The sequence below is a fragment of the Pseudomonas sp. TWR1-1-4 genome, from assembly GCF_049897165.1.
Classification (GTDB): domain Bacteria; phylum Pseudomonadota; class Gammaproteobacteria; order Pseudomonadales; family Pseudomonadaceae; genus Aquipseudomonas; species Aquipseudomonas canadensis.
In genome coordinates this window covers 119648-133777 of sequence record NZ_JAFCVS010000008.1, presented here as the reverse complement: position 1 = coordinate 133777, position 14130 = coordinate 119648, and the positions used below count along the sequence as shown (strand labels likewise).

The 14130-nt window shown below is 61.9% G+C and carries 12 protein-coding genes; 10 read left to right on the top strand and 2 right to left on the bottom strand.

Features of this window, described 5'->3' with window-relative positions:
- Window positions 1-36 precede the first annotated feature (36 nt).
- Both ACP7C6_RS25165 and ACP7C6_RS25160 read right to left on the bottom strand, forming a co-directional pair.
- Complete coding sequence (locus ACP7C6_RS25165; RefSeq protein ID WP_028619774.1) at window positions 37-1770, bottom strand: hypothetical protein; 1734 nt, start codon at window positions 1768-1770, stop codon at window positions 37-39.
- The gene (locus ACP7C6_RS25160; RefSeq protein ID WP_426109371.1) at window positions 1767-3554 is read right to left on the bottom strand and encodes a tyrosinase family protein; all 1788 of its coding nucleotides are present in this window, start codon (window positions 3552-3554) and stop codon (window positions 1767-1769) included. Before ACP7C6_RS25160 ends, ACP7C6_RS25165 begins: the two co-directional genes overlap by 4 nt.
- 158 nt (window positions 3555-3712) lie before the next feature.
- Here ACP7C6_RS25160 and ACP7C6_RS25155 point away from each other — a divergent pair, with 158 nt between their 5' ends.
- From ACP7C6_RS25155 to ACP7C6_RS25110, 10 genes are all read left to right on the top strand, one after another.
- Window positions 3713-4177: an Lrp/AsnC family transcriptional regulator gene (locus tag ACP7C6_RS25155; RefSeq protein ID WP_028619776.1), complete on the top strand. Its 465-nt coding sequence runs from the start codon at window positions 3713-3715 to the stop codon at window positions 4175-4177.
- Between the two features lie 945 nt (window positions 4178-5122).
- Complete coding sequence (locus ACP7C6_RS25150) at window positions 5123-5716, top strand: transposase (protein WP_028619777.1); 594 nt, start codon at window positions 5123-5125, stop codon at window positions 5714-5716.
- Window positions 5717-5775: 59 nt separating this feature from the next.
- A complete protein-coding gene (locus ACP7C6_RS25145) occupies window positions 5776-7359 on the top strand; it encodes a ShlB/FhaC/HecB family hemolysin secretion/activation protein (RefSeq protein WP_028619778.1) in 1584 nt (527 codons plus the stop codon).
- Between the two features lie 24 nt (window positions 7360-7383).
- Complete coding sequence (locus ACP7C6_RS25140) at window positions 7384-9183, top strand: DUF2341 domain-containing protein (protein WP_068936201.1); 1800 nt, start codon at window positions 7384-7386, stop codon at window positions 9181-9183.
- Window positions 9184-9194: 11 nt separating this feature from the next.
- A complete protein-coding gene (locus ACP7C6_RS25135; RefSeq protein WP_016980095.1) occupies window positions 9195-9620 on the top strand; it encodes an ExbD/TolR family protein in 426 nt (141 codons plus the stop codon).
- Between the two features lie 3 nt (window positions 9621-9623).
- The gene (locus tag ACP7C6_RS25130) at window positions 9624-10328 is read left to right on the top strand and encodes an energy transducer TonB family protein (protein WP_068936199.1); all 705 of its coding nucleotides are present in this window, start codon (window positions 9624-9626) and stop codon (window positions 10326-10328) included.
- Window positions 10329-10369: 41 nt separating this feature from the next.
- Window positions 10370-12070, top strand: a complete 1701-nt coding sequence (locus ACP7C6_RS25125) for a putative porin (protein ID WP_016980093.1) — start codon at window positions 10370-10372, stop codon at window positions 12068-12070.
- A gap of 18 nt (window positions 12071-12088) precedes the next feature.
- Window positions 12089-12715: a hypothetical protein gene (locus ACP7C6_RS25120; RefSeq protein ID WP_028619781.1), complete on the top strand. Its 627-nt coding sequence runs from the start codon at window positions 12089-12091 to the stop codon at window positions 12713-12715.
- 20 nt (window positions 12716-12735) lie between these two features.
- Window positions 12736-13188: a YbjN domain-containing protein gene (locus tag ACP7C6_RS25115; RefSeq protein WP_426109370.1), complete on the top strand. Its 453-nt coding sequence runs from the start codon at window positions 12736-12738 to the stop codon at window positions 13186-13188.
- Window positions 13185-14126 carry a peptidylprolyl isomerase gene (locus ACP7C6_RS25110; RefSeq protein WP_068936195.1) on the top strand — a complete coding sequence of 314 codons (942 nt, stop codon included), beginning with the start codon at window positions 13185-13187 and terminating at the stop codon, window positions 14124-14126. Before ACP7C6_RS25115 ends, ACP7C6_RS25110 begins: the two co-directional genes overlap by 4 nt.
- Window positions 14127-14130: the final 4 nt, after the last annotated feature.

Here is a 14130-nt window from a genome sequence, read left to right as displayed (position 1 = left end):
GACCGCCCACGCCAGGCATGGGCGGCCAAGCGGTACTCAGGCGACAGGCACCAGCGCCAGGCCGCTTTCCCACGGATGCTGCGTGGCGCTGGGGTTGGCGGCTTCGCTGGGGTTCAGCGCACGCACGCTGACCAGCCCCGGCGCTGCGTTGCTGCTGACGGTGACGGTCATGATGTAGCCCTGGGTGCCGCCGCTGTCGGTCTGCCCTGGAATCGCCGAGGCATCCGGCAGGAATTTCGTGACCTGAGCCGTGATCCCAGGGTTGGAAAACTGCACCCGCGCATCTGCCGCCGTGGTGCTTGGGTCAGCGCCTTGCACCACCAGCACGAACTGGCCCGAGCTGCCGGGCGCAAAACTGGCCGGCAAGTCGCTGGGGGACTGACCGTAGAACAGGTCAATCGGCAGCAATTGCACAGGCCAGGGTTGCGCATCGGTGTTGTTGGCTGCCACGCAATCGCACTCTTGGGGCGTGGCGGTGAGTGGCGCCGGGGTTACGCTCAGGGCCACATTCAGCTCGTTGGCGATCACCCATACGTAGTCGATCGGCGTGCCGTTGATGGTGATGTCGTTGATCGAGAACCCCGCGCTTTGCGGCACTTCGAAGACGGCCTGCAGGATCTGGTCGGAGTTGTTCGGCCCGGTGCCGGCAGTGCCACGGGTGATGCGCCAGTAGCTGCTCACATCCTGGCCTTGCGGGCCTTTCCAGGTGCTGAAGGACTTCGGTTGTTGCAGGTACAGACCGATGGGGTTGGTCAAGGAAATCAGGGCTTTGACGGCCTCCTGGTTGGCGGAGAAACCGATATGCGGATCGGAGTTGCGGTAGTTCTGCCCGTATTGGGCGCAGCAGATCAGGTTCTGTTGGTTGCCGCTGCTTTTGATCGGCCGCAGGATGGTGGCCGCTGCCGCCAGGTAGATCTCGGCACTCAAGGTATTGGGGCCTGAGGTCAGGTGCATCGCGCCGCCTGACACACCCGGAATGCGCACGGTACCGCTGTTCCATTTGTTCACGGTGTCGTAGGCGGGCTGGCCGGTGGTGGGGTCAAGCACCGGATCACCGGCCTTGCCGGTCGGGCCGTTGGCGGTGTAGCGCAGGTACAGGTCTTCGATCTTCACCTGTGGGTCGACATAGGCTTTGTACAGCCCCAGCACGGCCTGCGGGTCGATGTTCCACATGGTCAGGAAGTACGCCGGGTTCTCGCTGGTGAACATGATGCTGCGCATGTTGCCGTCGGGATCGCGGGTGATCGACCACTCGCAGTATTCATCCAGCCAGCCCCGTGGGCCCGAGGGTGAAAAGTCGGCGTAGGGGCCGTTCCAGTTGATGGACTTGCACAGCACGCTGGGGATCTGCAGTTGGGTCGCCTTGGGGTCCGGGTACAGCGAATAGAGGGTGTTGTTGAGGGTGATCTGGCCGTGGTCGGTCAACTGCATCACCTGGTCCAGGGTCATGGCCTTGCCGCCCAGTTGCGGGACCACGGCGGCGCCGTTGTTGTAGAAGAACGTCCACAGACGATTGGGGAAGGGCTGCCAGGTGATGGTCACTGGCGTCTGCGTGCCGTAACCGCTTTCGATCGGGTTGTAGTAGCCCGAGCGCGGTGCGTCGTTGAGGTTGGACCAGGGGTTGCCGATCACCGACATCTGGGTCCAGCCGGTGACGTTGTTGTTCCAGTTGGTTTCGAAGGTGGGCAGTTGATTCTCCAGGCCCAGCTTGTTGTAGTCCTTGGGGGCTTGTTCGGCGGGGGAGGTGAATTGGGTGAAGGGCGTGCTCATGTTGGTTCTCCAGCATTGGTGTTGGTGGAGCAGCAACCGGCGTCCGGAGCGGGGCCGGCAGAGGTTTGGCGTGGGTCGTCCCACACCAGTTGGGCGATAAAGCCAGGCAGGGGCGCGTACGCATCGGGCGTCAACACCTGGCCAGTATCGGGATGGGTCACGATCAGCGATAACTGCGCTTTATCGGTCGGTTTGAGGTTCAGCGCCTTGACGTTGCGCGCGGCGTTCAGGGCGCGGGAGACGCCTTGGGTGATGCAGCGTCCCTTGTCATCCACCAGGCCCATGCCGATGCGGCTGAAGCGCCCGACGTAATGCGGGTTGTCGGCATTCGCCTGTTGCGCCGTGGCGTCGGGTTGATTGAGGAAGACGTCGATCAGGTAGGTGTCGTGGGTGCAGCGCACATGGTCGAACACCACCCAGGGGCCGGTGATGGCAGCCGGTTTTTGATGGCAGCACGCAGCTTTCGCCGCGCCAAACTGCGGGGCCATCGGGGTGCCGTAGTCGTAGCCGATGTGCCGGCTGTCCTGGGCCATATCGCCGAGGGTGGTGTAGCGCCAAGCGTCGGCGCTGGTGAAGCTCACCTCGTCGGCCTGATGGCCAGCGAACGGCTGCAACAGGCACTGGGTGGTGTACTGCGCCGCCGGGTTGGCGCGGATCCAGACTTCCAGCATGCGGTCGATATTGGCGTGATAGGCGCAGAACACCGGGTCGAACGCGGTGTAGGCGTTGTCGGCCATGTCACCGCCGATCCAGCCGTGATAGTTGTCGTGGGGCTGCTCGTAAAGCCCGTCGAAATTCAGCGCGCGGTTGGGGTACAGGTCATTCGGTTGCGGCGGGTCGAAGCTGGTGATGTTGGCCCAGGGGTAGCCCGGCACGCCTTGCGGCTGGCTGAACGTGGTGAACGCCAGCGCATCGACCACCTGCTGCTGAAAGATCCGGCTCATGCCATACAGTTGGGTGCGCTCGAAACGAAAGGCCTCGCCCTGGGTATAGAACAGCGGGTTGCGCTGCACATACAGGCAATCCACGTCGCCGACCGGAGCGGTGGCGCAAACCTTGGAACAGCCATCCTTGGCCGCCGCATACCGCAATGGGTTACGCCGCACTTCACCGGTGTGCGGGTGCACATAGGTTTCATCGAGGAACGCTTGGGGCAGGCCGGCCTGGGGGCTGCCGTCGATACTGGCGTCCACGGCCATCCAGTCCCAGTAAGGGATCGCGCAGTCGATCAACGCTTCCAGATATAGCAGGTAGGCGCGATGCCACAGGGCGAAGGCTTCCTGGTAATGCAGGCACCAGTTGGTATGGATGTAGGCGTAACGCTGCCAGGGCGAACCGCTGTCGGGGTCGCCGATATGCATCACGTCATCCAGCTTGGCGCGGTACAGGTTCAGTTCGTCGACGCTCAGCGAGCGGATGTCCTGGCGTACGCGCTTGACCGGGTGCGGCAACGCCGGTGGTGGGATGCGTTCGGCCGGGTCGAAGGGCGAGATGCTGTCCAGCCGCCAACCCTGGTTGACCCACAGGCGGAAGGTTTCCAAGGCATCGATCGGCCAGAATTGCTGCTGGTCGGTGGTCAGCGGCATGTTGCGCGACGCGAGGTGCTGGTAGATGGTCTGCGACCAGGTCTTGACCGACGCCGGGTCTTCCAGGAACACGTCGTAGGCATTCATGCAGCCGATCCAGGTGGCCGCAACGGCGGCGCGCTGGCTGACGGGTATCCAGTAGGGAGCGCTGAAAAGTCCTTGGATATCAGCGGTCCATGTCGGTTTCGCGACTATCATAAGATCCCTCTCATGCCGCCGTAAGGCCAGGTGTTGGCCGGGCTGCTAAGCTGAATCGATGTTAACTAGCCACTGCGCAGGATTTGTGCAAATTGGCCCGTCATTGCGACGGATTCATTGCAATTTTCAAGGACGATTTGGAACCGATGACAGACGCCATGGATTTGAAAATCCTGGGCAAGTTGCAAAAGGATTGCGACCAGAGCCTGGAGTTGTTGAGTGACAGTGTGGGGCTATCGTCCACCAGTTGTTACCGGCGGATTCGCCGCATGGAGAGCGCGGGGATTATCAAGGCGAAAGTGGCGGTCTTGGATGAGCGAAAGTTGGGGATCCAGGTGACGGCGTTTTTTCTGATCAAGTTGGATAGGGATAGCAATGATATTGATCGCAGGATGCAGCACATACTTTCTGGTCATCCGGAGATTCAGGACTGCTACTTGATGACGGGGGAGTTTGATTTTGTGATGGTGGCGAAGTTTCGGGATGCTGCGGAATATACCGAGTATATCTATCGGTTTTTGGAGATTTATCGGGATATTCCGATTCGGACTTATTCTTCTACGTTGGTGGTTCGGACGGTTAAGAAGTCTTATGAGTTGCCGTTGCAGGGGGTGGGGTTTTGATTGAGTACATATCCGTTATTTGAGTAACGGTCACTATTGGTTCCGCTCTTACAGCGGCTCACTTTTGAAAAGCGCAAAAGTAAGCAAAACGCTCTTGCCCCAACACTCGGCACCTCGCCTAGGCTCGGTGTGCCCTCACTCCGGCTTGAATCCGTGGGCCGCCGCGATGGGCCATCCTTGGCCCAGCGCGGCTAACCCGGCGTCCTGCCGGGTTACCCACGGATTCAAGCCTGCGTTCGGCCAGCGTGTTTGACGGGGCGCCTAAGATCAAAATCAAGATCCAGAGCGACTCGCTTCGCATCGTGGATACGCGGTGTTGTAGGAGCCGGCTTGCCGGCGAAAAACGTGAGACCGCCGCGTTTATCCAGATGTACTTCCGTCATCGTTGAAGACCATCGCCGGCAAGAACTAGGCGTCCCCACGGCTCCTACAGGACCGCGTTTGCTTTTGCCTTTGCTTCACACCACTCAAGCCGGCTGTCAGGCCGCTGTGCTTTTGCTTTTGATTTTGATCTTAGGCGCCCCGTTAAACACGCTGGCCGGAATTCGACAGGGATTTGGGGGGTAAACCGGCAGGGATGCCGGTTTAGCCGCCCCGCGCCATGGATGGCGCGTGGCGGCGGCCCCCCAAATCACTGTCGGATTACGGGCACACCGAGCCTAAGCGAGGTGCCGAGTGTTGGGGCAAGAGCCCTTTTGGTTACTTTTGGGGCTCTTTTCCAAAAGTGACCCGCTGTAAGAGCGGAACCCTAAGTAGCCGTTACCGAAGAAATGGATATGTACACAACCAGAAATTGCCCCCCACCCAATCCAAAATGAAGCTTTCATGACAAAAGTTCGGTAGTCCCCGGCCACTCCCGTCTCCTCTGTGTAACGCGCTTGAGCCCACCAGAATGTTGGGCTTTTCAGCCGCAAGCAGGATGCCAGGAGTGGGGCGATGGGAACTATGGAACGTTACTCGAAAGTGGGCATGCAGGAGCTCGACCAGCGCCTGTCAAAGATCGTCGAAGCGGCGCGCAAGAAGCCGGTGTCGGTCTATCGCTACGGCGCACCCTGGGTCTGGATCGTCTCCCAGGAAGACTGGCAAGGCGCTCGCAAGGAAGTGTCCAGCTACATCCCGGCAGGCCACTCACTGGTACTGCTGCGCCCACAGATCGACGAAGTGCTCGACCAGCATCGCGACTGGCTCACCGCCGAACCCGCAATGTCGATCGCCCCGCACACCGTGCTGCAGATCCTCCTGCTGCAACTGCTGTACTCGGTGCCCAGCGAACAACAGCTGCACGAACAGCTGAACTACAACCTGTTGTTCCGCTGGTTCGTCGGCCTGGACCTCAACCAAAAGGTCTGGAGCATTCACGTACTGACCCGCGACATCGCCACGCTGCTCAACAACCCGCGTGCGGTGCAACTCATCCAGAAAATCATCGGTGACGTGTTTTGTGGCGCCTTGCTGCACATGCCGGAGTTCTCGTTGAACTTCGCCCTGTTGCACACCTGGCTGGCACGCCACGGCAGCACCTCGATCACCAGCAATTGAGCCAGCCGCACGCCGGGCGTCCGGCGATGGCGCACAAAATCAGACAGTCAGGGGGCGGTGTGGAGCATCTGTTCAAATTAACGTTGGCGCTGTGTTGCGTGACGCTGGGGAGCCTGGCGCAACCGGTGTTGGCGGAGGAAGAAGAGGGCGCGCGCAAGGTCGACGTCAACGAGTACTTCGTGCGCGGCAATACGGTGCTGGATGCGGCGACGATCGAGGAGGCGGTGTATCCGTTCCTGGGGCCGCAGAAGACCTTGGGCGATATCGAAGGCGCGCGCGATGCGTTACAGAAGATCTACCAGTCGCGTGGCTACCAGTCGGTGTTTGTCGAGTTGCCGGAGCAGAAGGTCGATGACGGTATCGTCTATCTGCAGGTCAGCGAGACCAAGGTCGGCCGGGTGCGTGTGGTCGGTGCCAAGCACTATTCGCCAGTGGAAATCCGCGAGCAGGTGCCGGCCCTGGAGGAGGGCGCGGTGCCGGACTTCGCCACGGTGCAAACCCAGTTGGCGGGCCTCAATCGCGGCGCTGGGCGCCAGGTCACGCCGTTGGTACGCGAGGGTCAACGCCCCGGCACCATGGATGTGGATTTGCAGGTGGAGGACCAGAACCCCTGGCACGCCAGTATCGGCCTGAACAACGACTACAGCGCCGACACCGAGAAACTGCGCTCGGTGGCGACCCTGGGGTACGACAACCTTTGGCAACTGGGCCACAGCATTTCCCTGACCTACTTCACCGCGCCCCAGGACACCGAGAATGCCAAGGTCTGGTCGGGCTCCTACAGCGCCCCGCTCAACGAGCGTTGGACCGTGCAGTTCTCGGGCTACCAGTCCGACAGCAACATCGCCACCATCGGCGGCAGCAACGTGCTGGGCAAAGGGCATTCCTACGGCGTGTCGGCCATCTACAACCTGCCGGCGGCGGGCAACTGGGCCAACTCGTTCTCGTTTGGCGTGGACTTCAAGGACTTCGACGAACAGATGAAGTTCGGTTCCAGCAGCGACCAGGTGCCCCTCAAATATGCGCCGTTCACCTTGGGCTACAACGGCTTTCGCTATACCGAACAATCGCAATTGGGCCTGGGCTTGAACCTGGTAGTGGGCACGCGCGCCTTCTTCGGCTACGGCAGCGATGCCGAAGAGTTCGAATACAAACGCTACAAGGCCAGCGCCAGTTTTGCCGTGCTCAAGGGCGACCTGAATTACACCTACACCTTCGCCAACGATTGGCAGTCGGCGACCAAGGGCGGCTTCCAGTTGGCGTCGGGGCCGCTGGTGTCCAACGAGCAGTATTCCGCCGGCGGTGCTACGTCGGTGCGCGGCTACCTGGCGGCGGAGCGTACCGGGGATGAGGGGTACTTGCTCTCCCAGGAACTGCGCACGCCGTCCCTGGCCAAGTTCCTCGGCAGTTATGTGCAGGAGTGGCGCTTCTACGCGTTCGCCGAAGGCGCGCGCATGCGTCTGCATGATCCGCTGCCCGAGCAAGAAGACGAATACAGCCTGGCCAGTGTCGGCCTGGGCACCCGCGCCAGTTTGAGCAAATGGTTGTCCGGCAGCCTGGATTGGGGCTACCCGCTGCTTGATGGACCGAACACCCAGAAACAGGACTCGCGACTGCACTTCAGTGTGCAGGCGACTTTCTGACTTTTTCTTCCGGAGACTTCACCCATGCAACGCCTATTCCTGAGCCTGTTGATCTGCCTGGGCTTCACGCTCCCAGCCACCGCCCACGCCTGGTGGCAGGACGACTGGCACTACCGCAAACAGATTTCGGTGGACACCACCGCCCAAGGCGCCGCGATCAACCAGGCCCTGGGCCGTACCGCGCTGCTGGTGCGCTTGCACACCGGCAACTTCACCTTTGACGGGGTCAAGGATGACGGCGCCGACCTGCGTTTTGTGAGCGCCGATGACAAAACCGTGTTCAACCACCAGATCGAGAGCTTCGACCCATTGATGGGCATGGCGCTGATCTGGGTCGATGTGCCCAAGGTCGAAGGCGGTCAGCGTCAGGACCTGTGGATGTACTACGGCAACCAGAAGGCCCCGGCCACCGCCAACGGCCAGTTGACGTTCGACCCGAACTACACCGCGCTCTACCATTTTGACGGGGCCAACGGCACACCGGCCCGCGACACCACGGCCTACGCCAACACCGCGTTGAACGCCACCGGTGCGAGCATCGACGGTGTGATCGGCCGTGCCTTGCAGTTCAGCGGTCAACCGCTGATGTTGCCGGCCAGCCCTTCGCTGCAACACGCTGCGGGTGGCGCGTTCACCTTCAGCGCCTGGCTGCGCCTGGACCAAGCCAGCGGCGAGCAAGTCGTGCTGGCCCGACGTGATGGTGCCCATAGCCTGTTGCTGGGTCTGAACCAGGGCATGCCGTTCGTGGACATCGACGGCCAGCGCGCCGTGTCGACTCAACCTTTGAACCCCGGCCAATGGCAGCACCTGGCGTTCACCTCTGAGGGTGACAAGGTCACGCTGTATGTGAATGGCCGCGAGACTGCCACCCTGGCTGTTGCCTTGCCCGCGTTCAACACCCAACTGGCCATTGGTGCCGATCTGCCGGAAGCGGGCACCACGCACCTGCCATTCGCCGGGGCCATCGATGAGCTGCGCCTGTCCAAGGTGGCGCGTCCGGCGGCACTGTTGCTGGCCGATGCCAGCGCCCAGGGCGCCGAGTCGAAACTGGTGGCCTATGGCGTGGATGAAGAACAGTCCGGCTTTGGTTTCGGCAGCCTGGGCTTCTTGCTCAACGCGGTGCCGGTGGATGCCTGGGTAATCATCCTGGTGCTGGTGGCGATGATGTTCCAGTCGTGGGTCATCATGCTGCGTAAGAACCGTCAGGTCAGCCGCCTCAGCAGCGCCAACGAGGTGTTCCGCGAGCACTTCTCACAAATCGGTACCCGCCTGGAGATGTACGCCGACGACGCCCAACTGGGTGAGCGCCTGGCCCATTCTTCGCTGTGGCGCCTGTACCTGGTAGCGGTCAAGGAGATCCGCACCCGGCGTGCCCAGGGCGCTGACACCTCGTCGGTCTCGGCCGCCACCATCGAAGCCATCCGCTGCTCGATGGACGGCGTGCGCACCCGCGAAAACCAGGCGCTCAGCTCCAAGCTCTCGACCCTGTCCAACGCCATCGCCGGCGGCCCCTACATCGGCCTGCTCGGCACAGTGCTGGGGATCATGGTGGTGTTCCTCGGTACGGCCATGGCCGGTGACGTGAACATCAATGCGATTGCTCCCGGTATGGCGGCGGCGTTGCTGGCCACGGCCATGGGCCTGTTTGTCGCGATCCCGGCGCTGTTTGGCTACAACCGCCTGATCACGCGCAACAAGGAAGTCAGCGCGGACATGCGTGTGTTTGTCGACGAGTTCATCACCCGCCTGGCGGAGATGCACGGCGAGAGCCAGCACAGTGAAGCCGCGCACCGTCGTGACCATCACGCCGCTGTTCCGGCCTGAGGAGATCTGCCATGGCTTCCGTAAATACCTCCCACGACGATGACGATGATGCCGCCGTCGACAGTATCAACATCACGCCCCTGGTGGACGTGCTGATGGTGGTGCTGGTGATGTTTATCCTCACCGCCACCGCTCAGGTCTCGGGCATCCAGATTCACTTGCCCAAGGCCAGCGCTTCGGTGTCGTTGTCGGAGGCCAAGACCAAGGCCATCTCCGTGAACGACGGTGGCCAGGTGTTTCTCGACGCCTACCCGGTGACCCTCGGCGAGCTGGAAGAACGCCTGCGCATCGAGAAAGCGCTGAACCCGGATTTCCCGGTGATCGTGCGTGGCGATGCGATGGTGCAGTACCAGAAGGTGATCGAAGTGCTCGACCTGCTGCGTCGGCTGGAACTGTCCCAGGTCGGGTTGGTTACCGGCAAACCGAGTCAGGGCTGAGACATGACCGCACAGATCCCGATCGCGCCCTTGCCCATTAAGAAGAAGCCGCCGTTGCGCCCGTTGAAGTGGGGCGTGGGCCTGTTGCTGGGTGCCGTGGCGGCCTGGTTCTTGTGGCAATGGGCCAATGACATGAGTGGCGTGCGCCGCGAAGCACCGAAGGTGCCGACGATTATCCCGTTGCCGCCGCCACCGCCACCACCGCCGGAAAAGCCCAAGGAGCCTGAGCCCCAGGTCGAAGAAAAAATCCCGGAACCGGTGCCAAGCCCCGAACCCGAAGAGGTCAAGCCAGCCGAGGAAGCGCCGCCTTCGCCTAACGAAGACCTGGCCAACCCGATGCAGATCGACGGCGACGCCCAGTCCGGCAACGACGGTTTCAACATCGGCGCCGGCAAGGGCGGCGGCATGGCCGGCAGTGGTGGCGGTGGGTTGGGAACGGGCACTTACAAGCAGTACCTGGCCGGCACTTATCAGCGACTGATGCGCGAAGACCCTGAACTGCGCAAGAAGGCGTTCTCGATACAGATAGACCTGTGGTTGGGCGCCGATGGCCAGGTCACCAAAGCCTTGGTGACCAAGTCCAGCGGGGATGCCGAGACCGACGCGCAGATGCTCGCCTTGATCCAGGCACCGCGTGCCACACAGAAGCCGCCGGCGTCGCTGACGCTGCCCATGCGCCTGTCACTCAAGGGCCGGCGTCCGGATTGAACAAACCCTTTTTTACGGTTTTTTACAGGAGTTGCGTACACATGATTTCCCCCGTGAATCGACTGACCCTGGCGGTCGGCATGGTCATCGCGACCCTGGTCGGCCAGGCGGCTGCAGCCCCGGTCGCACCCTCGGAAAACGTCACCATCAACCTGATCCGCCTATTGGTGCAGCAAGGCGTGCTGACCCAGGACACCGCCAACGGCCTGATCGCCCAGGCCGAAAAAGAGGCCCAGCAGGCCCGCCAGGCCAATGCCGCGCCGGTGGTGGCCGCAGGCCCCGCCGCTGCGCCGGGTGACGTGCGTGTGCAGTACGTGCCGCAGGCGGTGAAGGATCAGATCCGTGATCAGGTCAAGGCCGAGGTCATGGCCACCGCCAAGCAGGAAAACTGGGCCCAGCCCAATACCTTCCCGGATTGGGTCTCGCGTATCAGCTTTGATGGCGATATCCGCCTGCGGGACGAGTCGCGCTATTTTTCGGGCAATAACAGCAACGAGATCGTCGACTACGCCAAGCTCAATGAAAGCGGCCCGTACGACACCAACAAAGACACCAACACCAAGCTGCCGCCGCTGCTCAACACCACCAAGGACCGCGAAAACCTGTTCCGCCTGCGCGCGCGCCTGGGCATGAAAGCCGTGCTGTCACCGGACTGGACGGCCGGCATCCGTGTGGGCACCGGCTCTGACAACAACCCGGTGTCCACCACCCAGACCCTGGGCGGCGGCTTTGGCAAGAAAGACATCTGGCTCGATCAGGGCTACCTGAGTTGGAAGGCCACGCCGGACGTGACCCTCACCGCCGGGCGATTCGCCAACCCGTTCTATTCCACTGACATGATGTATTCGGGCGACCTGAACTTCGACGGTATCGCCGCCAATTTCAACCATACGCTCAATAGCCAGTGGGGCCTGTTCGGCACCTTGGGCGCGTTCCCGGTGGAGTACACCTCCGACTCGGCCAGCAGCAACGGTTTCGACAAGGAAGACAGCGACACCAAGTGGCTGTTTGGTGGGCAGATCGGCGCCAACTGGAAGATCAACCGCGAAAACAGCCTGAAGGGCGCGCTGGCCTACTACCACTTTGACGATATCGAAGGTAAACGCTCCGGCGCTTGCCAGCCGTGGTCCGGCCAGCCGGCGTGTGACAGTGACGGCTCGCGCCTGGCCTTCATGCAAAAGGGCAACAGCGTGTTCCTGCTACGCGACATTACGCCGAATCCAGCCACCCCAGGCCTGACCCCGCAACCGCAGTTCGTCGGCCTGGCATCCAAGTTCGATGTGCTCGACCTGAACCTGGCCTGGGATGCCGAGCTGCCCAGCGATTTCAAGCTGCGCACCCAAGGCAACTTCATCCACAACCTGGCCTACGACAAGGGCGAGATGCTCAAGCGCAGCGAAGGCCAGATCGTCAACAACATCAACAGCAAGGGCCAGTTTGAAAGTGGCGGCAATGCGCTGATGGTGTCGTTCACCCTCGGCAGCGCGCTGGAAATGCGCAAACGCGGCGATTGGAACGTGTTGGCCGGCTACAAATACATCCAGCCTGACGCACTGCCTGACGGCTTCAACGATTCGTCGTTCCACCTGGGCGGCACCAACGCCAAGGGGTATTTCATTGGCGCCAACTACGGCATCGAAAAGAACATCTACGCCAGTGCGCGTTGGTTAAGCGCGTCTGAAGTGTATGGCGCGCCGTTCGAAGTCGATGTGATGCAACTGGAACTCAACACGCGCTTTTGATGCGCACGGAGATGCCACATGAACACGCGAATCTGCGGGCTGTTGCTGCTGCTGGTCACCACCGGCGCGTCGGCTGAAGGCATGGAGGAACGCCTGCGTACGCAACTGCGCAGCACTACCCAGCAATTGCAGGCCCTGCAAAGCGAACAGGCCCAGGCCAGCGCCGCGCGGATTGCGGCCGAAAACCAGGCCAAGCAGGCCCAGGCGCAAATCAAGCAGCTGACGACCGAACTCGCCCAGGTGCGTGGCGTGGCCGAGCAAATGGCCGGCCAGCAACAGAGCCTGCACAGTCAAGCTCAGGCCCAGGTGGCGGCCAGCAACGAGCAGATCGGCAAGTTCAAGAAGGCCTATGACGAACTGCTGGTGCTGGCCAAGGGCAAAGAGGCCGAGCGTGCGCGCTTGCAGGCGCAACTGAGCGAACGTGACACACAAGTGCAGCAATGTTCAGTCAAGAATCAACAGATGTACGGCGTGGCCCAGCAGTTGCTCGCGGCCTACGAAAAAATCGACGTGGCCGAGGTGATGAGTATTCGCCAGCCCTTCGCCAGCAGCGCTCGGGTCAAGTTCGAGGAACTCGCCCAGGGCTTTGGCGACGATTTGTACAAAAGCCGTTTCGATGCGCCCCAGGCAACCGCCAATCATTGATCGACAGGGAAGAAATCACCATGAACGAATTGATCTCCAGCGTCACCACCCAGAGCCTCACCGAACTGCTGCAGGAAGCCGGCTACCGCGTCAACCACACCGAACAGAATGGCGTCGTGCAATTGCTCAGCGCCAGTCAGGGCATCGGTTTTGCCGTGCGTTTCGGCAACCCGGCGGTGGAGCAGGGCAGCTATGTGGATTTCACCTACAGCTGTGCGCTGCGCATCCAGGGCGAATTGCCTGAAGGTCTGGCGCAGGTGTGGAACGCGTCGCGACGCTTTGCGCGGTTGTCGGTGCAGGGCGAGTTTTTGTTGATGGAAATGGACGTGGTGGTGGCGGGCGTCGGCGCCACGCACCTGCGCAGTCAGCTGGAGTTGTGGGATCGCCTGTTACAGGAATTTATCGTTTACCTGCGTGAATACAGCCAGCAGGCCGCGCAGTTGCAGGCTGAAGCCGAGGCGCCGGTATTGTGAAGAAACCTACCTTGATGGTCGGCGCGGGTGCGTTGGTCTTGCTGGTGGTGGCGGTGGGCTTGAGCCTGCGGCCGGGCAGTGACCCGGTGGCGGCGCAGCAACCGGCGCCGGTGATCAATCCTGTATCGGCCGGGCCGGCGGTGGCCCGCCTGGGCAATCAGCAGATCGACCTGATGGAACTGAAAACCGTGCTGGCCAGCCTGCCTGCCGAGTCCCGTGAGCAGTTGCGCGGTAACCGTGGTGCGTTGGAAACCTGGATTCGTTCACGTTTGGCGCAAAAGGCGGTGCTCGAACAGGCCGACGCCCAAGGCTGGCGCCAGCGCCCGGACGTGGAACAGCAGACCCGCGCCGCCGCCGAGCAGATCGTGTTTCGCGACTACATGCTCTCGGTCAGCCAGGTGCCGGCCGATTACCCCAGCGCGGCGGAGTTGCAGCAGGCCTACGACAGTGGCAAGTCGCAATGGGTGACGCCGCCATTGTACCGGGTGAGCCAGATTTTCCTGGCGACCAATGACCCGCAAACCGTCGACAACGTGCGCCGCCAGGCCCAGGAACTGAGCCGTCGTGCCCAGGCCGCGCCAGGTGATTTCGCCGCCCTGGCCACGCAGTTTTCCCAGGACACCGACTCCGCCGCGCGCGGCGGTGACTCAGGCATGCAACCCTTGCAACAGCTGGTGCCGGAAGTGCGCAATGCCGTGTCGCGCCTCAAGGTCGGCGCCGTGTCGGACGTGGTGCAGAGCGCGGCGGGGTTTCATGTGCTCAAACTCACCGGCCAGCAACCGGCGCGTACTGCGACCCTCGACGAACTGCGCGAGCGCCTGACCCAGGCCCTGCGTGTCCAACGTCAGGAGCAGATCGCCAAGGCGTACCTCGAAGGCATGCTCAACACCGCAACCCTGAGTATCGACGGCGCCGAGCTGAACAAGGTGCTGGAGTAACCCG

Coding starts and splice junctions, on each gene's coding strand:
- ACP7C6_RS25165 (WP_028619774.1), bottom strand. CDS start 1,770: ATGAGCACGCCCTTCACCCAATTCACCTCCCCCGCCGAACAAGCCCCC.
- ACP7C6_RS25160 (WP_426109371.1), bottom strand. CDS start 3,554: ATGATAGTCGCGAAACCGACATGGACCGCTGATATCCAAGGACTTTTC.
- ACP7C6_RS25155 (WP_028619776.1), top strand. CDS start 3,713: ATGGATTTGAAAATCCTGGGCAAGTTGCAAAAGGATTGCGACCAGAGC.
- ACP7C6_RS25150 (WP_028619777.1), top strand. CDS start 5,123: ATGGAACGTTACTCGAAAGTGGGCATGCAGGAGCTCGACCAGCGCCTG.
- ACP7C6_RS25140 (WP_068936201.1), top strand. CDS start 7,384: ATGCAACGCCTATTCCTGAGCCTGTTGATCTGCCTGGGCTTCACGCTC.
- ACP7C6_RS25135 (WP_016980095.1), top strand. CDS start 9,195: ATGGCTTCCGTAAATACCTCCCACGACGATGACGATGATGCCGCCGTC.
- ACP7C6_RS25130 (WP_068936199.1), top strand. CDS start 9,624: ATGACCGCACAGATCCCGATCGCGCCCTTGCCCATTAAGAAGAAGCCG.
- ACP7C6_RS25125 (WP_016980093.1), top strand. CDS start 10,370: ATGATTTCCCCCGTGAATCGACTGACCCTGGCGGTCGGCATGGTCATC.
- ACP7C6_RS25120 (WP_028619781.1), top strand. CDS start 12,089: ATGAACACGCGAATCTGCGGGCTGTTGCTGCTGCTGGTCACCACCGGC.
- ACP7C6_RS25115 (WP_426109370.1), top strand. CDS start 12,736: ATGAACGAATTGATCTCCAGCGTCACCACCCAGAGCCTCACCGAACTG.